Genomic DNA, 20,341 nt, shown 5'->3' on the forward strand with positions numbered 1-20,341 from the left:
GGAGGTTTGGTCTCATTACTTTTCCCATTTGTTTTTTTCGGTCATGTAGTAAATAAGAGGTACTACGATGAGCGTGAGCAATGTAGAAACAATCGCTCCGGCTACCAATGAAATGGCAAGTCCTTGGAAGATCGGGTCAAACAAAATGATGGATGCTCCAATTACCACTGCGCCAGTAGTAAGCAGAATAGGCGTGGTTCTTACGGCTCCTGCATCTATGATTGCCTGCTTCAGTGCTGTGCCTTCGTTCAACCGGATTTCAATAAAATCGATCAGCAATACCGAGTTTCTTACCATTACTCCCGCCAGTGCAATCATCCCAATGAAAGACGTAGCGGTGAAAAATGCGCCTAGTAACCAGTGCCCGAGTACAATGCCAACCAAGGAGAGTGGAATGGCAATCATCATGACTATTGGGGTTTTAAAATTCTGGAACCAGCCTACAATCAACATATAAATGATCACGATTACGATCAAAAATGCTGCTCCTAAATCGCGAAATACCTCAAGGGTGATTTGCCACTCTCCATCCCATTTGATGGTAAAATTGCTTTCATCTGTAGGTTGTTCCATGTAGAGCTCATTTATTTCATACCCTTGTGGCAGTTTTATTGCTTTTAGCTTTTTCTCCATTCCCAAAATGGCATAAACAGGACTTTCCAGCACGCCAGCCATATCCGCTAGTACATAAACTACTCGTTTTTGATCTTTGCGATAGATGGTTTTTTGAAGCGTATCTTTGTTGACTTTTACCAGATCGCTTACGGGTATTAGGTTACCATGCTGTCCTTTGATTTTCAGGCTTTGGATTTCTTGCAAGCTGCTTTTGTCTTTGTCATCCAGTGAAAGTACGATGCCTACATTGTCATTGGAATTTTCATCATAGAGATTGGAAACGGGTAGGTCCCTCAATATATAAGTGAGGTTACCTATTATTTGCTTAGGGGCTATGCCATTTAGCATCGCTTTTTCCCTATCTACCACCAGCTTGTATTCTGTCTGGGCTTCTTCCACCATCCAATCGGTGTCTACAATATCATCTGTATTTCCAAGTATGTTTTTTACCTGATTGGCAACGTTGATCTGCTCTTTGTAATTTGGACCATATATTTCCGCCACTAGGGTAGAAAGCACTGGAGGCCCAGGCGGTACTTCCACTATTTTTACATTAGCGTCATATTTTTGGGCTATTTTCTGTATTTCAGAACGAACTACTTTGGCTATATCATGGCTTTGCAGTGCTCTGTCTTCTTTGTGCAAAAGGTTTACCTGAATATCGGCCATGTTGCTTCCCCCACGGTTGTCGTAATGCCTTACCAATCCGTTAAACGTGATGGGTGCAGAAGTGCCAATGTAGTTCTGATAATCTACCACTTCAGGAATGGTGGACAAGTACTGGGCAATTTCTTTGGTAACTGCGGCAGTTCTTTCCAATGTAGTACCTTCGGGCATATCCACTACTATCTGGAATTCATTTTTATTGTCGAAAGGAAGCATTTTAACAGCCACCGATTTAGTAAAAAACATCGAAATTGATCCGATCAGTAGCACAAAGGTAATTCCCAACATGAGCCATCTTTTTACGGTGCTGTCTAACATCGGTTGCTCTACCTTTTTATAAACCTTGTACACCCAGTTGGTTTCCAACCCGTGTTCTTCCTTGTGTTCCTGATCGTCTTTTTCTCTTAGCAAATGATAGCCTAGATAAGGAGTAACAGTCAATGCAACAAACAATGACAACATCATGGCAATGGAAGCTCCAATGGGCATCGGGCTCATATAAGGACCCATCATTCCCGATACAAAGGCCATAGGTAGAATAGCTGCAATAACTGTAAATGTTGCCAAAATAGTAGGGTTACCTACCTCGTTAATAGCAAAGATAGCCGCCTGTTTGAAAGGCAATCGCTTCATTTTGAAATGGCGGTGCATGTTTTCGGCAATGATGATACTGTCATCCACCACAATTCCTACTACGAACACCAATGCAAATAGGGTGATTCTGTTGAGCGTGTAACCCAACATATAATAACTAAAAAGTGTGAGGGCAAATGTGAGCGGTACGGAAAAGAAAACTACTAATCCACCTCTCCAGCCCATAGCCAGCATTACAAGTATAGTTACTGCCAAAATTGCCACACCGAGGTGCATCAACAATTCGCCAACTTTATGAGAAGCCGTTTCTCCATAGTTTCTGGTAACGCTCACATGTACATCATTCGGGATTAGATTGCGCTTGAGTAACTCTACCTGACCGAGGACTTTATCAGCAATCTTCATGGCATCGGCACCCTTTACCTTGGCAACTGAGATGGTTACAGCTGGGTATTCGGATTTGAATCCTTTAAATTCTTCGTTGGCTTTTCCATAACCAAAAGATACATAGTTGCTTGGTTGTTCTGGGCCATCTACAATGGTAGCTACCTGTTTCAGGTAAACAGGCATGTTTTTGTTTACCCCGATGACTAAGTTTTCCACATCTTCTGAGGAAGTGAGAAACTGTCCTGTGGTGATCAGAAATTCTTCATCTCTATTTACAAAACTTCCAGATTGAGAGCTCCCATTGTTTGCCTGAATCATCTGCATGATCCCCAAAGCATCCACCCCGCTTTCAGCCATCTTGTCTTTATCCAATACTACTTTTAGCTGACGATTTCTTCCTCCAATCACCTTGGTAATGGCGACATTTTTTACTTTTTCAATTTCAGAAGTGACTTCTGCCGCAATTGCTCTGAGTTGGAAATCGTCGTAGTTTTCGCTCCAAAGCGTTAAGCCCAGCATAGGGACATCATCAATGGACCTGGTTTTCACCATAGGCTGGTACACTCCCGATGGGAACATGTCTTGGTGCTTCATAAGCTCGTCGTATAATTTCACATAAGAGCGTTCCATATCTTCTCCTACATAAAATTGTACAATGATCATTGCCATTCCGTTCATGGCCATCGAATGAATGTGCTCGACTCCTTTGATGTTTCCAATCACTTTCTCAAGTGGTTTTACCACCCTGTTTTCTATTTCTGTCGGACTCGCTCCTGGATAGCCAACCATAATATCGGCCATTGGTACATTTATCTGAGGTTCTTCTTCCCTCGGAATCAGCGAAGAACTATATACTCCAATTATCATCAGGGCTACCATTAAAAGAATGGTCAGCTTGGAATTGATGAAAAAGTGGGCAATTTTACCTGAAATTCCTTCTTCCATTTTGTTTTATCTATTTTGAGTCTGTGTTTGGGAGGAGGAAATGTTCGTTTCCTCTAAAATCCTTTCAACAGTTTGATAAACCGTAAGAACTAGTCCTGTTTTTTTGTAGCGGAGAAAGTTGTTATGGTTATCAGTGGTTTTTTAAGACTTATTTGAGCGTAGATTAATTTTTTCCAACTACTTGAAATTCGACTTTGGCACCATTGAAGAGCTTTCCTTCAGAAGAAGTAATGAATTGTTCATCGGTCGAGATCCCTGATAGTACTTCCACCTGATCTCCATAGGTTTTGCCAATTCTCAACCATCTCAAAATGGCCACATTTTCATTTCCGATAGTATAAACCCCTTCTAGTTGGCCATTTTTGACAAGTGCCGATTTCGGTATTAAAACAGTGCCTGCTGAAGTAGCGTCTGAAGCTTTTGTTACGGGGAACCGTATGTGTACAAACATGCCAGACAAAATGCTGCCGTTTGTTGTGTCCAAGTCTATTTTCACTAAGTATTGCCCTCCTGTATTTTTGGCGGATAAACTTACTTCGCTTACTTTTCCGTCCACTTCTGTTCCTTGCGATTTGACCAATACTTTCACAAGCATACCATTTTCTATGGCATCGATATCCGTTTCTGAAACCATTGCCATAACCTGCAAATTTGAGCGAGTTTCTATGCTTAGCAAAGGCATCCCTGGGTTGGCCATATCACCTTCTTTTACAAAAGTATTGGTCACAATTCCTGAAAAAGGCGCAGTGATATTGGCATAAGCAAACTGGGCAATAACCTCGTTTTTCATCTGTTTTGCAGCTTCCAAACCTGCCTTCGCCATCTCGTAGCGCGTGGTCATGTCATCTAGCTCTTTTTGCGAGGCACTTTTTTGCTCGAAAAGGGTCTTAAAGCGTTCGTAATCTTTTTTAGCATTAGCATATCCCGCCTCTGCTTGTATGATGGATGCTTCTACCTGTGCTTTTTTTGCTTGCAAGTCTGTATTGTTTATGCTAAGCAAAAGTTGCCCTTTGGAAACTTGTTGTCCCACTTTTACTTTAAGCCCGGTTACATAGCCCATCATTCTGGTGCTGAGATTACTGCTGTTTTCAGCTTCCACCTTGCCGCTGGCAGTGAAGTATTGATCGTTTTTACCCGCTTTTATTTTACTCACTTTTACCATTATTGGGTCTAATGTTTCCGTAGATTTTCTTTCTTCTGAACCACAACTTGTGAAAAACTGTGCAAGAGAAAATGTTATTATTATGATAAGTAGCTGTTTCATTATTATTTAGTTAAAAATTCCAAGTATTGTTGAGTGAAATTGTATTCAAATACAGCCTGTAGTATTTCCAGTTCTTTTTGGATCATTTGTGTTTCAGACTGCAATAAGTCAGTTGTTTTTTCGAGCCCTTGTTGGAAACGGTCTGAGCGAATTCGGTACGCTTCGCGAGATTGTTCCAATGCTAGCTTAGAGAGGTTTACTTTGTTGTATGCGTCTCTTAATTGTCTGTGGGTTTTGTTGATTTCCAGTTGGCTTTGGCTCTTATACTGCGTGCTTTCCACCTGTGCTTTCTGAAATTCAACTTTTTGTTTTTCCATCTTGCCTATGGATTTGTATCCGTCGAACAAGTTCCATGAAAGCTGAGCACCAACAAGGTAGCCACCGGCTCCCATTTGGAAAAGTCGATCGTCGTTCATCAGGTAGCTACCAAAGGCATTCAGCCTAGGGAGGAACTTCATTTTGCTCGACTGAAGCATATTTTCATAAGCTTGTGTTGAAAGATCTATTGCCATGATATCTTTTCTCGCTTCTGATAGAGAAGTGTCAAAAATTTTTAGCTCGATGTCAGAAGCTAGTTCTTCGGCAGGTTTGTAAATTACAGTTGAATTTTCTTCGTTCAACAGAAATGCTAAGTAATCGGAAGCATTTTTTACATTGCTATTTGCATATTGCAACTGGTTTTTTACTTCATTTGCCCGTACCTGAACCGATAATAAATCAGTTTTTTGGAGCATGCCTTGTTTGAAGTAATTTTCTACCAATTGTAGGCTTGCCTCAGATGTTGCATTGGCTTTTTCCAATACTTTAACCGCGCTATACGCCATTTGCAACTGCATATAAGCCTTGCTTACTTCTAGTTTAATGTATTCTTTTGTGCGTTCAGCCTGTAACTGATACGCTTGCATTTTTGTCTTGGCAGCTTTTCTTTCATACACGCCATCAAGATTGAAAATAGGTTGTTGTACTTCAATAGCCGTTGAGTAATTGTCTATCTTATCAGGGTTGTTCAGCAAGTCAGGATTAAAGTCTGACGGAGTTAAGATTTGCTGGTTGAGCTTGCTCCCAAAAGCCATTAAAGGGTTTGTTGTTAAAATAGCTGTATGAGATACCGATACATTCGGTAAAAACAGCGATCTTGATTGATTGTAATCAGCTTTTGCCGATTCAAACGTCTTTTCTGCAATCTTCACCTGCAGGTTTTCCTGAGAAATTTTCGACAGAATATCGTCCCTTGAAATAGTCAAAGTATCTTGTCCAAAAGAAGTGTTGACAGAAAGAATTGTCGAGATTAATACAATTAAATACCTGTTCTTCATTTTAAAATTTCAAATTTCCTTTATTGATGATACAAAGCTAGGGGGAAGGAAATCGCTGGTGAGTAACTAATGTTACTTAGGAGGGGGTTTGGTAAGGATTTATTTTTAAAGTGTTGTAAATGAGTGTGGTATTGTGAGGTTTATTTGTGTGGCAACAAGGGTTTTTTGGAAGACGTAGCCCTGTCCAAATATATTCGAAAGCCTATTGGGGGAAGAAGGGTATCCGAAAATGAAAGGTTTTACCAAAAGTTAAAATTCTAAGGGCTTGTTTGAATCTAGGTTTTCCGAGTGTCGGTCCAAAACCGAAAACGATCACCACGGCGGCGAACCGCTTTGAGGATCTCACTTCAAAAGAAAATTTGCAAATAGCTCCGCTCAAATCATGCTGGCTTTTTTGCAATACGATAGATTATTGACCTTCATACGAACCGTCGGTTGTGTAGTTCATTTCAACTAATTGATAAGTAAAGGGAGGCAATCTATTTGGGAAAGAAGTGTACTGCTTATGCACATACCTGTAAAACCCAAAAGCAGCGTCTTGAACCGTATACTCTACAGATGCACGGGAATGGATAAATTCATCTTTTCCTTGGCTGAAAAGCTGTATTGATAGAAGAATCAATAAAAAGGTGATACAAACTTTCCTCATACTCATGGCGTGTTAAGTAGTTGTATATAGCAATATGATTTATCTTGTTATCCTATGCAAGGAATACTTTTGATTCTGTTTTGGCAGAAAATTGTTACCAAGTCTTTTTCTCTAGTATAGACATTAAGGGAGTCCTAGCTATTTGCTAGTTTTGTCATCTTCAACAAAACGAATTGTCTTATATCTATATGAAAGTCATTACAATTACATTATTAGGATTGATGCTAAGCTTGGTGGCAAACGCCCAGTCAAGCAGTGTTTGTGATATTTTTGGGGCGGTGTACGAAGAAAAGGAAGCCTATCGAGCGGACTACAGGGTGTACATAGAAGAAGATGAATATTCGGCTGACCTTATCGTGTTCAAAGAAGATAACGAGCTCATGGCCGATAAGACAGGGCTTTGGCACTTTGTGAAATACCGCAACTTTGCCACCTTTACTGTCAGTTTTGTAAAAGATAGAGGGCAAGCTAACTTCACCGTCTACTTCACCGAAATTGATGCCGAAGCTAGATGCAATAGGTGACTTTTTTAGGTTATTTCTGTAACCTTGTCGAGGTTTATTGGCTATTCTTATTTATCTTCATTCTAATATTAAATTTATTAGGCATTAACCTCATTTAACTTACTAAAACATGTTTGGTTATAATCAGATTTTTGAAAATAACAAGAAGTGGATAGCCGAGAAAAAGCGGACAAACGCTGAGTTTTTCGAGAACCTATCTAAGGGGCAAAGTCCAGGCTGCCTGTACATTGGGTGTAGCGATAGCAGGGTAACTGCTGAAGACCTGATGGGCGCTGAACCTGGCGATGTATTTGTACATAGAAACATAGCCAACTTGGTGCCTAATAATGATAACAGCTCTGCCTCGGTGATAGAATATGCTATCAACCATTTGGATGTAAAGAATATCATCGTCTGCGGTCATTATTTTTGCGGTGGGGTAAAAGCAGCCATGACCGCCCAAGACCTTGGTTTGCTAAACCCTTGGCTCAGAAATATCCGCGATGTGTATAGGCTTCATAAAGTAGAGCTAGGTGCCATTAAAGATGAAGAAGAGCGCTACAAGCGATTGGTTGAGCTGAATGTGCAGGAGCAATGTGTGAACGTGACCAAAATGGCTGCTTTCCAAAAGAAATTCCTTGCTGATGGCTACCCTACAATTCATGGCTGGGTGTTCGATATCCATTCTGGGGAATTGATTGACTTGAAGTTTGATTTTAAAACAATACTTGATTCTATCAGGGAAATTTATGACTTGGGAGTGTAAATAGCCCAAGAGTTAAAAAAACTAATCATCTTCTTGCTTCCATTTTATTGGGCTCGAAGAGGATTTTGTTTGTTATTTCACTAACAGGCAGCTCCCGCTTTGGGTATATTTCTTCCTTTCGTCTCAATCCTTTAGTTTTGGGTAAGTTTGAGAGTGTGACCTAAGAAATTCAACCACAAAATGAATACAGAAGAAAATTTTATTCCTTACAAAAGGGATACCTACGAGGGAGAAGAATTGAAAGAGAAAGCAAAAAGCTATTTTGAATACATGGATACCCGCCGTTCGCTACGCGAGTTTTCCGACAAGCCTGTTCCCAAAGAAGTAATTGCCGATATTATTCGGGCGGCATCGACTGCGCCTTCTGGTGCACATAAGCAACCTTGGACTTTTTGTGCGGTTTCTAGTGCCGAAATAAAAAAGCAGATTAGGATAGCGGCCGAAAAGGAAGAATACGTAAACTACCATGGAAGGATGAGCGATGAATGGCTCAAAGACTTGGAAGCATTTGCCACCAATGATCAAAAGCCATTCTTGGAAATTGCCCCATGGCTCATCATCGTCTGCAAGCGGATTTATGAACTGGAAGGGGAGGAGAAAAAGAATAATTATTATGTAAATGAGTCGGTTGGCTTAGCTGCTGGTTTTCTGCTAACGGCAATTCACAATGCCGGGTTGGTTGCGCTTACACATACACCTAGTCCTATGAACTTCCTCATGAAAGTATTGAAGAGACCTGCAAACGAGAAGCCTTTTTTACTGGTTCCAGTAGGTTACCCAATAGCAAATGCCAGTGTTCCCGACCTCAAAAGAAAAGACCTAGATGAAATAGCGATATTTTATGAATAGAGGCTTGTTTTGTCCCAAGGTGTTGCAAAACAGGTGGTTATATTCTTCATTCAAATTCATATTTTTGGTTTTTGATGAAAGAGAATTTGAAAATAGACGTTGAATCCGTAGTTTGCAGTTAGAGTCTGTTATGGAAAATAGTATTAGCACATGATTAAGGTAAAAAAGGTTTTATTTCTAGTTTGGATAGTTTCAGCCCAACTTGCGTGGGGACAGGACATGGCGCAGCCAGAAGCGTATGGCATTGATAGCATGAGCGCCAGTGCATTGGAAATGAAATATGATTTTGTGCGCTATGACTTAAACCAACTCCAGCTTTTCCATGCGGATGCACTTAGCCATTACTTTGAAAAAGCCCAACGCCTCCAACGTACAAATGATACTAAGCTTAGCATACTTCATATAGGAGATTCGCACATCCAAGCTGATATTTTCTCTGGCAAAGTAAGAAACGATTTCAATAGCGATTCGAGGTTCAACCTGAATGCGCGTGGACTAGTTTTCCCTTATCGTGCTGCCCGCACCAATACCCCGTATAATTACAAATCGTATTATACAGGAAGGTGGGAAAATATGCGTGCTGTAAAAAGCAAGCACCGTAGCGAATGGGGGCTTACTGCCATCACGGTACTTACCAATAGCACAGCATCTACTGTAACAATTAAGCCAAATGATGGGGAGCAAAAATACTTGATCACCAAGGTGAAAATATTCTATCCCAATCATGATAAAAACCAGTTTGTGCCTTATATCCCAATTGATGAAGACAATTACATTACCAGTTATTTCACGGGAGATGGCTTTGTGGAATATACCTTTGATAAGCCTCTGAACGAGGTAAAGTTGCAATTGCAAAAAACAGCAGATAACCAGACTGAGTTTTTGTTGCAGGGCATGACCCTTGAGAATATGGAACCGGGCATGACGTATCATTCTACGGGTTTGAACGGAGCTGAGGTTGACACCTATTTGCGTTGTAAAGATTTTGCCCGCCAAGTAAAAGTGATCAAGCCTGATTTGGTGATCATTTCCCTGGGTACGAACGATGCCTATATGTACACTTTCAATAGCAGCCTTTTCAAGATGAAGTATAAGCGCTTGCTTGCACAAGTGAGCGAAGCAGCCCCTAGGGCTTCAATCATCCTGACCACGCCGGGCGACGGCTACCGTAGAAGGCGCTATCCTAACAAAAATAATGAGAAAGCTGCCGAGGCTATCATGGAAGTGGCTAATGATTTGAACCTTGCGGTTTGGAACTTCTACGAAGTAATGGGCGGTTATCAATCGGTGAATACTTGGTATAAAAATGGGCTTTCCCAGCGAGATAAATTGCATTTCACTACCAAAGGCTACAACCTTCAGGGCGACTTGTTCTACGAATCGTTGGACAGAACTTACAGGCAATGGCAGTCAGGTGTTTATGGGCAATAAGTTTTTATTACAAATACTTCAAATTACTCCATCGCGCCTGTTTTTCTGAACTTGCCCCCTTTTTCTGGTTGATAAACAAAAGCTCTAATTTTCTCTCTTTCATCAAAATCAATCTCATTTCTTTTTTCTGCCCTAATTGTTGATTAGCTTTCAACTGAAAAATTAAAAGCTATAGCACAGGTTTTTCTTTGTATTGACTTGCTGTTACTATTCCATATATGAAGAGTGTCTTTCAGAAAATGCATAGTCTTAACAGCGGTAAAATGCTGGTATCAGGTGTTTTACTGATTCTTTCTTTCGTGGTGATGGACTTTGTGATTTCCTTAAAAACAAGGGAAGTGACAAGGGGAATGGCCTATGAGCTTGCTTACGAATCGGCGCAGAGCAAGGGGCAATTGCTTAGCAAAGATTTTGAGCTTTCGCTAAACATCACTCGCCAACTCCGAAATATAATGATAGAGTTGAGGGAACGGGAGAAAAACGACAGGTCATTGATGGATAGCATCATGTCAAAGGTCTTAAAGAATAACCAGGAAGTGTATGGGATATGGACGGTGTGGGAGCCTAATGCATTTGATGGGAAAGATTTGGAGTTTGCGAGGCGCGCACATAGCAACGGACGGTTTATGCCCTATTGGCGCAGGGATGGAACGTTGATAAAGAAATACCAATGCTCGGAAAAGGAAACAACAGAACTGTATGCACAAGCTCAAGTCAGTAGGCAAGAAGTGTTTTTAAATCCTCATCATCATATGGTAGAGGAAGATACGATGCTTATTATTTGTTCGCTAGTTCCTATCATAGACCAAGGTGATTTTTTGGGTGTTGTTGGGGTTTATTTTGAGTTGGAAGATTTAAAAAATAGGATTGAAGGTATAGAGGTAAGAGATGGAGGATATGCTTCCTTAGTAGCTAACAATGGAGTGTTTGTGGTGCACCCGGAGCAGGGGTATATTGGTAAGGACATTAACGAGAGGTACGAAGCCGATGCTGTAAAAAAATCGATTGAGAAAGGGCAGTTGTTTACCCACAAAGTGTTTTCAGAATATTTGGGTGAAGAGGTTTACAGGGTGTATGTTCCAGTTGTGATGAAAGATCCGAACGAGCCATGGTCGCTTATTATCAACATACCCGACAAAGCGATTAACGCCAGTTCGCGTGAACTCAGTTTTTATACCTTAGGTATCGGGATGGGGACTACTCTCATTATCTTTTTCTTACTTTTTTATTCAGTAAAAGGTTGGGGGTATGAATTAAAAAGACGACAAGAAGTGAATGCTCGGCTCAGCTCCGTGTTAGAAAGCCCAACGGGAGTCTCTATTTTTTCCATAGACTTATCCAATCAGTACCTTACCTTCAACAAATTGCACGAAAAGCAGATTCAAGAAGAGTATGAGATCACAATTTTTGTGGGAATGGATGTGCAATCTTTTATAAAAGCTCCTTACGACTCCCTTTTGAAAAATGGATTTGCCAAAGCCAAAGAAGGTAGTTCGTATGTGGTGCAGCGGAAATATAAACGTAAGTACTTTGAGGTTATTTTCAACCCTATTTTTGATAAGGATAAAGAGGTGATTGGGATTACCGTTTTTGAAATTGATATCACCAAAAGTAAAACTGCCGAAATGGAGCTGTTGACCTATCGGGATCAGCTGGAAAAGTTGGTGGAGAAGAGAACGGAGGAGTTGAATAGGCAAAAAGACGAGCTTCACGGCCAAAAGGAGCGGATTAAAGAGCTGTTGGAAGACAGCAACCAGAAAAATGAGGAGCTAAACACGACACTTTCCCAACTAAAAAGCACGCAGACGAAGCTTCTTAATTCAGAAAAGCTGGCTTCTTTAGGGCAACTTACCGCAGGTATTGCCCATGAGATAAACAACCCTGTTAATTTTATAAGCTCGAACATCTATCCCCTCCGCAGGGATTTTAGCGATATCAAAAAACTGATAGAGGCAGTGGACAGGTTGCCTGAAAGTGAGGACAAACTTGCTTTGGTAAATGAAATAGTATCACTGAACGAAGAGCTAGAAGTAGATTTCTTGATACAGGAAATAGACCAGATGCTCGATGGCTTAGCGGAAGGGGCTAGAAGAACGAAGGACATTGTCACGGGTCTGAGAAATTTCTCTAGAATGGACGAGGGAGTGTGGGAAATCTACGATTTGCAAGAAGGCTTGGATGCTACGCTCAACCTGCTCAACAATAAGATTAAAAATGAAATAGAGGTAGTGAAAAACTACAGCAAACTATCCCATGTGGAGTGCCAGCCGGGCAAGGTCAACCAAGTGTTTATGAACCTGCTTTCCAATGCTATCCAAGCTATGGAGAACTCTTCCCAGCCTAAAGTATTGACCATTGAAACCAAACAAGAAGAAGAGTACGTGATGATCAGTATCGGCGATGAAGGAAATGGGATGACAGAAGAGGTGAAGAAGAAGATATTTGAGCCTTTTTTCACGACCAAACCTGTAGGCGAAGGGACTGGTTTGGGGCTTTCCATTAGCTATGGCATCATAGAGCAACACGGCGGTAGAATTGATGTAGAAAGCCAAGTAGGAGAAGGAACTACTTTTACCGTTTGGCTACCCGTTTCGAGGGAAATCGGGTTTTAGACCTGCTTTTAGGCTACTTGCGGCTGTGAGGAAAGGTTTCTGTCAATTGATTCTTAAATAATATGAATCCAATTTACAGGGCGGTAAATATTGGGCAATAGCCTCATAGTTAGGTGGGTTAATAGTTGGTTAATTACCCTTGCAAGTTTCAATTTAACCTTGCCAATCAACAAGAATTCCGTAACCTCACCAGTTCAAGAATAAATTCCTTAGTTTTGGAGAAACAAAATGAAATTTATTCCCCTCCCAATGGTTCTTGAAAAAGTATTACAAAAACATTTTGGCTATAGCAGCTTTCGTCCACAGCAAAAGGAGATTATTGAGCATGTGTTGGAAGGTAAGGATGCGGTGGTACTGATGCCTACGGGAGGTGGTAAATCCATTTGTTATCAAGTGCCTGCGTTAGTCAAAGAAGGGCTTACCGTGGTCATTTCCCCACTTATTGCCCTAATGCAAGACCAGGTCCAAAGCTTGCGAGCCAATGGAGTGGAAGCGGCATTTCTCAATTCTAGTTTGAATGCGGAGCAGGAAAGTGAGATTCGGGGGAAGCTAGAAAAAGGCGAGATCAAGCTGTTGTATGTCTCTCCTGAGAAATTGTTTTCAAGAAACTTTCTCGATTACCTAGGCATATTAAAACTTTCCCTTTTTGCCATAGACGAAGCCCATTGTGTGAGTAGCTGGGGGCATCATTTCCGACCCGAATATAAAAAGCTATACATATTAAAAGAAACATTCCCCAATATCCCTGTAGTAGCGCTTACCGCTACTGCCGATAAGGCTGTTCGTTCGGATATTGGTACACTTTTGAAGCTGGACCAGCCCAAATATTTCATCGCCTCTTTCGATCGACCCAACTTATCTCTTGCGGTGTTGCCCGGAAGGAAAAAGTGGGAGCAGATACAAGGGATAGTGGAGAAATACAGGGGGAAAAGCGGTATTGTCTATTGCAGTAGCAGAAAAGCGACGGAATCTCTTGCGGTAAAGCTTCAGGGAATAGGCTTAAAAGCGGATTTCTACCACGCAGGGCTAGATAACTTGACTCGCCACAAAACGCAGGAGGATTTCATCCAAGGAGATTTGGATATAATTTGTGCTACGGTAGCCTTCGGAATGGGCATTGACAAAGCCGATGTTCGGTATGTGATACATAATAATATGCCTGGAAACTTGGAAAGTTATTACCAAGAAATTGGGCGTGCGGGTAGGGATGGGCTTCCCTCCGAAACCGTTCTTTTTTACAGTTACCGTGATGTGCAAACCCATATTGGGTTTATGGAAGACATTACGGACGATGCCTACCGCAAAATCCAGATGGCGAAGCTGGATAGGATGCAAGAGTTTGCCGAGTCGCAGGTGTGCCGAAGGAAGGTGCTCATGACCTACTTTAGCGAGATTCCTGAAGAGGACTGTGGCAATTGCGATGTTTGTAAAAATCCTCCCAAGTACTTCGATGGGACTATGCTGGCGCAAATGGCGCTATCTGCCATGGTACGGACCAAGGAAAAAGTGGGTATCACTACACTGGTAGATATTCTGAAAGGAACGTATTCGAATGCGGTGCAAGAGCATGGCTATTCCCAAATAAAAACCTTTGGTGCAGGAAGGCAAACGACCAATTTTGCTTGGTTGCTTTTTATCCAGCAGTTTATCCAACAGGGAATTGTCGAACTAGATTATAAAGACCATTACAACCTGAAGCTGACAAGGCTGAGTAAAGAAATCCTTTTTGAAGGAAAGAAAGTTCAGCTAGTAACACCAGAAACAATAAAAGAAAGACAAGAACAGCAGAAGCAGGTAAAAATAGAATCAACACCTACAAAAGCTGCCATCAACCCTTCTTTGTTCGAAAAATTGCGGATTCTCCGGAAGGAGCTTGCCGAAGCACAGGGTGTTCCAGCCTTTATGGTTTTTGGGGATGCCAGCCTGAAAGATATGTGCGAAAAGTTGCCCAAGTCTATGCAAGAGTTCTTGAATGTTTCGGGAGTGGGGGAGCACAAAGCTAAGCAGTATGGCGAAGAGTTCTTGAATGTGCTGAGCAAGTTCGGACCTACCCCAAAGCAAAAGGGCGACACACATAAAATTACGCTTTCCATGTACCGAGATGGCAAAAGTGTAGAGGAAATAGCCCAAGAGCGGGGCATCCAACCCACCACGGTGTATTCCCACTTTGCTAAGCTCATTTCCGATGGGGAAGCAGTTGATATTCATGAGCTAGTCTCCGAGGAGGAAATTAAGAAGATGGAAAAGGCTGTAGGTGAACTAGGCTTTCAGGATGCCCTCAAGCCTTACTTTGACTTTTACAACGGGGAACTAGAGTATGGTAAAATTAGGGTGGCATTGAGTTTTCTGAAATTAGAGAACAATGAAAGCTAATTTGGGGAATGGCCATTTTGCCAACTTATTTATCAAAAGGCACATTTGTGATCACTACCTCCAGCGGTAGTTTTTTACGGACAGAAACATAGCAATCGTCGCTTATGGAGCTATCTGCAATGGATAATTCTTCGTTGCATTTATCAGAGTCTTTATATCCCATAACAGTATAGGAAGACCAATTGATTTTGAGGCTTATTGAGTTTCCTCCAGAAATGAATTCAACCGCTTCACTTCCTATGGAGCTTATGGGGGTTCTTGGGTATATATTCCAGCCTTTAGATGGTATTTCGTTATAGATATCATCTAAGGCCAAAAAACTACAATATTTTTCAAGGCTATCCCTATGAGTTGTCATTTCTTCTAACGGTTTGTAAAAAACCAGTTGAATAACCATTCCTTCATATGAGATTTCAATAATATCGTCTTTTTCCTCGGGGCGCTCAGGGTGGTATCGGGTGATAAATGCAGAGGCTTTGTCCCCCTTTACTTTTAAGGAATATTTTTCAGGGTTTTCACTGTACCATCTGTTGATGTTCTCAATCACTTGTTCTTTGGGCAATTGCGCATTTGCTGAGCAAGATGAAAGTAAGAGCAATAAGGGAATTAGAAATTTCATGAGTTGAGCGTTTTGATATGTGAAGGTCATGTTCATTTGTCTTGAATTACATTAGTTAAACGGTACAATTAGTACTCGATTTTACCTCTTTTATTTAAATTAAAAGCTGTGTGGGGATTATTTTTTAAAGTTGGTATTACTTATTCGGTATGCATAATGAGGCAAAGCCGATGAGGATAGTGGCGTTATTTGCAGAGGTTTTATCGAAATAATGGCTGGGGGTTATGATCTGCTTTTTCCCTAATAATGCAACCTGTTCTTCGAATTGTGAAATATTTTTCAGGCACATAATCAGTTGGTTACCTACTCTTATTTAGATTAATTAAAAATAATATTGACAAGTAGGTTTTGCTCAATTACTTTTGCGGGACACTTATTTGAAATGAGTCTAAATAAAAACAAATGAAAAAACAATTTACCTTTCTGATTTTATTTTTGCTTAGTACGCTGGCTTTTGCTCAGAGCGGAACGGTTAAAGGTGTGATCACCGACAATACCCAAACGACTTTGATAGGGGTCAACATAGCATTGAAAAACACAACGGAAGGAGTGCATACCGATGTAAATGGATATTTTGAACTTTCAAATATTTCTGAGGGAGAGTATGTTTTATCTATTTCCTACTTAGGCTTTAAAACGAGGGAGATACCTTTTGCAATTACAAGTGGTGAAACCCTTGATCTGCAGACTATCATTCTATATGAAGGAAATGAAATATTAAGAGAAGTTACAGTTACAGGTGAGCGTATCAACAAGTTTTCGAGGGAAAAAACAGCGTATGTAGCCAAGTTGCCTCTCAAAGATATAGAGAATACGCAAGTTTATAGCACTATAACAAATGACTTGCTTGAGTCTCAGGTAGTCACAAACTTCGACGATGCGTTGAAAAATGCAGTAGGAGTAGAAAAGCTCTGGTCCTCTACTGGTAGAGGTGGGGATGGCGCTGGTTATTTTTCCCTCCGTGGTTTTTCCGTTCAGCCTCAGTTGGTAAATGGCTTGCCAGGCTTGACTAACGGGACTATAAACCCAGCCAATATCGAACGTATAGAGGTTTTGAAAGGTCCTTCGGCCACGTTGTTCGGAAATAGTGTGACTTCTTACGGAGGGCTGATAAATGTAGTGACCAAAAAACCATTTGTTGGTACGGGAGGAGAACTTTCATTTACTTCAGGTACGTATGGACTGAACCAGATAACGGGTGATTTTAATACTGCCATAAGTGAGGACGATAATATTTACTTTAGGTTAAATACATCTTATGCAACCGAGCAAAGCTTTCAAGATGCAGGGTTCAGGGAATCATTCTTTGTAGCTCCTTCTCTTTCGTATAAAGTAAACAATCGCCTTGCATTCTCATTTTATGGGGAAATTACTCAGGCAGAGCAAACTAACCCGATGTTTTTGTTTTTGAACAGAAGCGCGCCTACAGCGGCAAAAAACCTTGAAGAACTAGGCTACAATAACAAGTTGTCGTTTACCAGCAATGACCTTACGCTCCAAAACCCTACGCAGAATTATAGGGTGGAAATGGACTATAAGCTTTCAAGTAAATGGAAATCGCAAACCTTGCTTTCTAAAAGTTTTACTTCTACCAAAGGGTATTATTCGTACTTGTACGATTACGGTGTTTTGGGTGATAATGTATTTACTCGTTTTATTAACAAGCAAAATGCAAGTACGCAGACTACCGATATCCAGCAGAACTTCATTGGTGATTTTAAAGTAGGCTCACTGAGAAATAGGGTAGTGGTAGGGTTAGATTATTATACTGCTACGGAGACAAATAACAGTACAGGTTATGCTTTTTATGGAAATATCACGCCTGATGGCGGAACAATTGGCGACAATCCTTTCACGCCAGATGTGGAGAATGACTCGTACCCGCTTTCAACTTCTGGGGTAGACGCGGCTTTAGCTTCTCAGGCTGTAGGAAATCAAAAGTCGAGGTATCATATCTACAGTATGTATGTGTCGGATGTATTGAACATCACCAAGAGCTTATCGGTAATGGCTGGGCTTCGTCTTGATAGGTTTGACAACGAAGGGAGTTTGGCAAGTGAGGAGGATGATTATGACCAAACCACCCTTTCTCCTAAACTTGGAATTGTTTATCAGCCTATTGTTGACAAGCTTTCTTTGTTTGCCAACTATCAGAATGGGTTTACCAACGTAGCCCCACAATTGGTTGGAAACCCAGAAGATGGACCTCAAACACTAAAGTCGTTTGATCCAGAGCAAGCTAACCAAATGGAAGTGGGTATTAAGACAAACCTCTTTGACAACAGGTTGAATGCCACCGTAAGTTATTATGATATCACGGTTACAGACCGTGTGATTACCGATCCGTCTTCGCCCTTCAACAAGATCCAGGGTGGAGAAGTAGAAAGCAAAGGTTTTGAAGTAGAAGTGAATGCCAACCCTATTGATGGACTGAACCTGAGAGCGGGCTACAGCAATAACGATAGCAAAACGGTAAAATCCGATAATGAGAATATTTTGGGGCGTAGGCCATTGGAAGCTGGTCCGGAAACGCTTTATAACTTTTGGGCAAATTATGAGATTCAGCAAGGAAGTTTAGATGGCTTTGGGCTGGGCTTAGGTTTCAATGGGGCAAGTGAACGATTTGCCATTAATTATGCGGCATCTGGCGAGTTTATTTTGCCTAGCTATACCATTGCAAATGCCTCTATTTTTTACCAAGCTGCCAATTATCGGGTAAGTTTGAAGCTCAACAATGCTTTCAATAAGGAATATTACAAAGGTTGGACTACCATTACGCCACAGACGCCAAGAGCTTTGTTGGCAAATGTGACCTTCAAATTTTAAGTAAACTATTCTTCACTCAAGGGCAGCCTATTTATAGGTTGCCCTTTCCATATTTAGAGTCAGATGAAATCTAGGAAATTAATCTTCACACTTCATAAGGTATTGGGGCTAGTCACTGGAGTGGTTGTTTTCATTGTCTCCATCACAGGTTGTTGTTTTGCTTTTAAAGAGGAAATTGAAAGCTTGTATAGCGACTATAAAAAAGTTGAAGTTCAAGATGCGGCTCTCCTTACTGTTACGGAGGCAAAAACGATAGCCAAGAGTGTTTTTCCTAACAATACCGTTCACGGAACGCTCTTCAAGAAGGCAGACGATGCTGTTGAGGTTATTTTTTACGACCGCGAACCTGAGTTTTACCAAAGTGTATTTATAAATCCTTACACAAAAGAAGTGATTCAAGTTGATGACCGCCTTTCTGGGTTCTTTGCTTTTGTGCTCAAAGGACATATGTGCCTGTGGATGTCGAGGGAAGTTGGAGAGCAAATAGTGGGCGCATCTATCTTCACCTTCATGCTCATCATCATTTCTGGTTTCTTTTTGTGGATACCCAAACAACGAAAAAACCTAAGGCAACGATTGAAATTTGATTGGAAAGCGACAACAAAATGGAAGCGTAAGAACTTTGATTTGCACACCGTGGTGGGTTTTTATATATGCATTTTTGCCTTGGTTTTTGCTTTTACCGGCTCGTTGATTTCGTACAATTGGCTGAAGTATGTGGTGTATAAATCGACGGGTGGGGACAAGGTGCCGGCTTTTATCATCCCCGATAACCTTAGTGAAGCTCCTTTTGCCGAAAATGGTATCAAACCTATTGACTTGCTTATCCCTAAGCTTCAAAAAGAATCGCCAAATGCAGCTGGGTTTGAGTTGCATTACCCTGCATCTGACACAGCCAGTATTTATGTAGAAGTTTCAAACAGCGAAGGTTTGTACTACGATGCGGACTACCGCTTTTTTGACCAACACACGCTGGAAGAAATTGAGACCGATGCGATTTATGGAAAGTACGAAAATGCGAAAATCCCCGACAAAATCTTACGGATGACCTACGATACACACATTGGTTCTATTGGCGGGATAGCAGGTAAGGTCATTGCCTTTTTGGCTAGCCTTATTACTGCCAGCCTACCGGTAACGGGTATTCTGTTATGGTATGGCCGCACTTATAAGAAAAAGAAGAAGCTGAGCTTGTCAGAAGTGAGGGTGTAGAGGTGTGCTAAGAGCTCAGATCAGGCTGCTCATCATTTTTTCTAGTGCCTTTATTTGCCCAAAGAGGATGAGCGTGTCATTTTTTTCAAACTTGATACTACCGTTGATCACGCCGGCTACCTTGTTTTTGCTGATTTCTCTGCCCAAAAGGTTTTTCTTTTTGCTGTGCCTGATAATGGTGATAATAGAAACATTCCATGAGTGGATAATATCTATTTCTTCCAAGGTTTTTCCTATGAAACTTTGGGGGACTTTAAACTCTGCTATTTCGTACTTATCATCTAACAGGTAGGTATTTATGTTCCCAGTTATGGTTAGCCTATTGGCAAAATTATCGGCAAATTCAGCCTCTGGGTTTATTATATCTTCAATGCCCATAGCCTCAAATATTGTTTTTTGGATTTCGGAGGTATAACGTGCTACAATTCTACAATTGGGTACATGTTTCTTAAAAAGTGCAGCAGTGGTAATGGCCGCTCCTGAGTCTTCACCGATGGAGATGATAACTCCATCGGTATCTGATAGGGGAAGTTGGCTTACAGCCAGTTCATTAGTGCTGTCAAGTTTGAGAGCATGTGTCAGTTTATCTTTGTACATGTTGATAGAGGCTTCGTTGTTGTCAACGCCTATTACCTCATGTCTGTTCTCTGCTAGTTTTAGGGCTAGCGACGATCCAAAGTTTCCAAGTCCGACTACTATGTATTTCAATGTGCA

The 20,341-nt window shown here is 41.1% G+C and carries 14 protein-coding genes; 8 read left to right on the top strand and 6 right to left on the bottom strand.

What is annotated here, in order from left to right:
• Positions 1-15 precede the first annotated feature (15 nt).
• The 4 genes from R9C00_09805 to R9C00_09820 all read right to left on the bottom strand — a co-directional run bounded on the left by R9C00_09805 (position 16) and on the right by R9C00_09820 (position 6,442).
• The gene (locus tag R9C00_09805) at positions 16-3,207 is read right to left on the bottom strand and encodes an efflux RND transporter permease subunit (GenBank protein ID WPO37745.1); all 3,192 of its coding nucleotides are present in this window, start codon (positions 3,205-3,207) and stop codon (positions 16-18) included.
• A 163-nt stretch (positions 3,208-3,370) separates the two neighbouring features.
• Entirely contained in the window at positions 3,371-4,471 is a 1,101-nt protein-coding gene (locus R9C00_09810) for an efflux RND transporter periplasmic adaptor subunit (protein ID WPO37746.1), read from the bottom strand.
• Positions 4,472-4,473: 2 nt separating this feature from the next.
• The gene (locus R9C00_09815; protein ID WPO37747.1) at positions 4,474-5,787 is read right to left on the bottom strand and encodes a TolC family protein; all 1,314 of its coding nucleotides are present in this window, start codon (positions 5,785-5,787) and stop codon (positions 4,474-4,476) included.
• 409 nt (positions 5,788-6,196) lie between these two features.
• Positions 6,197-6,442 (bottom strand): hypothetical protein, encoded by a 246-nt coding sequence (locus R9C00_09820; protein ID WPO37748.1) that lies wholly within the window; start codon positions 6,440-6,442, stop codon positions 6,197-6,199.
• A 182-nt stretch (positions 6,443-6,624) separates the two neighbouring features.
• Between R9C00_09820 and R9C00_09825 the strand changes: the two genes are divergently transcribed.
• The 6 genes from R9C00_09825 (at position 6,625) to recQ (ending at position 14,970) form a co-directional block, all read left to right on the top strand.
• Entirely contained in the window at positions 6,625-6,960 is a 336-nt protein-coding gene (locus R9C00_09825; GenBank protein WPO37749.1) for a DUF6150 family protein, read from the top strand.
• A gap of 109 nt (positions 6,961-7,069) precedes the next feature.
• On the top strand, positions 7,070-7,705 hold the full coding sequence (locus R9C00_09830; GenBank protein WPO37750.1) for a carbonic anhydrase: 636 nt from the start codon (positions 7,070-7,072) through the stop codon (positions 7,703-7,705).
• Positions 7,706-7,885: 180 nt separating this feature from the next.
• Positions 7,886-8,554, top strand: coding sequence for a nitroreductase family protein (locus tag R9C00_09835; protein WPO37751.1), 669 nt, complete (start codon positions 7,886-7,888; stop codon positions 8,552-8,554).
• Positions 8,555-8,704: 150 nt separating this feature from the next.
• Positions 8,705-9,985, top strand: coding sequence for a GDSL-type esterase/lipase family protein (locus R9C00_09840; GenBank protein WPO37752.1), 1,281 nt, complete (start codon positions 8,705-8,707; stop codon positions 9,983-9,985).
• A gap of 239 nt (positions 9,986-10,224) precedes the next feature.
• Positions 10,225-12,597, top strand: coding sequence for an ATP-binding protein (locus tag R9C00_09845; GenBank protein ID WPO37753.1), 2,373 nt, complete (start codon positions 10,225-10,227; stop codon positions 12,595-12,597).
• A gap of 228 nt (positions 12,598-12,825) precedes the next feature.
• Positions 12,826-14,970, top strand: coding sequence for a DNA helicase RecQ (gene recQ, locus R9C00_09850; GenBank protein WPO37754.1), 2,145 nt, complete (start codon positions 12,826-12,828; stop codon positions 14,968-14,970).
• A 25-nt stretch (positions 14,971-14,995) separates the two neighbouring features.
• Here recQ and R9C00_09855 read toward each other — a convergent pair whose 3' ends face one another.
• Positions 14,996-15,589, bottom strand: a complete 594-nt coding sequence (locus R9C00_09855) for a hypothetical protein (protein ID WPO37755.1) — start codon at positions 15,587-15,589, stop codon at positions 14,996-14,998.
• Positions 15,590-15,991: 402 nt separating this feature from the next.
• Here R9C00_09855 and R9C00_09860 point away from each other — a divergent pair, with 402 nt between their 5' ends.
• Together R9C00_09860 and R9C00_09865 are read left to right on the top strand one after the other, a co-directional pair.
• Positions 15,992-18,415 (top strand): TonB-dependent receptor, encoded by a 2,424-nt coding sequence (locus tag R9C00_09860; GenBank protein WPO37756.1) that lies wholly within the window; start codon positions 15,992-15,994, stop codon positions 18,413-18,415.
• 63 nt (positions 18,416-18,478) lie between these two features.
• On the top strand, positions 18,479-19,627 hold the full coding sequence (locus tag R9C00_09865; GenBank protein ID WPO37757.1) for a PepSY-associated TM helix domain-containing protein: 1,149 nt from the start codon (positions 18,479-18,481) through the stop codon (positions 19,625-19,627).
• A 15-nt stretch (positions 19,628-19,642) separates the two neighbouring features.
• Here the strand turns inward: R9C00_09865 and R9C00_09870 are convergent, their stop codons facing one another.
• Positions 19,643-20,335, bottom strand: a complete 693-nt coding sequence (locus tag R9C00_09870) for a TrkA family potassium uptake protein (protein ID WPO37758.1) — start codon at positions 20,333-20,335, stop codon at positions 19,643-19,645.
• Positions 20,336-20,341 lie beyond the last annotated feature (6 nt).

Source organism: Flammeovirgaceae bacterium SG7u.111, from assembly GCA_034044135.1.
GTDB lineage: Bacteria > Bacteroidota > Bacteroidia > Cytophagales > Flammeovirgaceae.

Excerpts from the sequence above, each read along its gene's own strand:
- R9C00_09805 (WPO37745.1), bottom strand. The coding sequence starts at position 3,207 with ATGGAAGAAGGAATTTCAGGTAAAATTGCCCACTTTTTCATCAATTCC.
- R9C00_09810 (WPO37746.1), bottom strand. The coding sequence starts at position 4,471 with ATGAAACAGCTACTTATCATAATAATAACATTTTCTCTTGCACAGTTT.
- R9C00_09815 (WPO37747.1), bottom strand. The coding sequence starts at position 5,787 with ATGAAGAACAGGTATTTAATTGTATTAATCTCGACAATTCTTTCTGTC.
- R9C00_09820 (WPO37748.1), bottom strand. The coding sequence starts at position 6,442 with ATGAGTATGAGGAAAGTTTGTATCACCTTTTTATTGATTCTTCTATCA.
- R9C00_09825 (WPO37749.1), top strand. The coding sequence starts at position 6,625 with ATGAAAGTCATTACAATTACATTATTAGGATTGATGCTAAGCTTGGTG.
- R9C00_09830 (WPO37750.1), top strand. The coding sequence starts at position 7,070 with ATGTTTGGTTATAATCAGATTTTTGAAAATAACAAGAAGTGGATAGCC.
- R9C00_09835 (WPO37751.1), top strand. The coding sequence starts at position 7,886 with ATGAATACAGAAGAAAATTTTATTCCTTACAAAAGGGATACCTACGAG.
- R9C00_09840 (WPO37752.1), top strand. The coding sequence starts at position 8,705 with ATGATTAAGGTAAAAAAGGTTTTATTTCTAGTTTGGATAGTTTCAGCC.
- R9C00_09845 (WPO37753.1), top strand. The coding sequence starts at position 10,225 with ATGCATAGTCTTAACAGCGGTAAAATGCTGGTATCAGGTGTTTTACTG.
- recQ (WPO37754.1), top strand. The coding sequence starts at position 12,826 with ATGAAATTTATTCCCCTCCCAATGGTTCTTGAAAAAGTATTACAAAAA.
- R9C00_09855 (WPO37755.1), bottom strand. The coding sequence starts at position 15,589 with ATGAAATTTCTAATTCCCTTATTGCTCTTACTTTCATCTTGCTCAGCA.
- R9C00_09860 (WPO37756.1), top strand. The coding sequence starts at position 15,992 with ATGAAAAAACAATTTACCTTTCTGATTTTATTTTTGCTTAGTACGCTG.
- R9C00_09865 (WPO37757.1), top strand. The coding sequence starts at position 18,479 with ATGAAATCTAGGAAATTAATCTTCACACTTCATAAGGTATTGGGGCTA.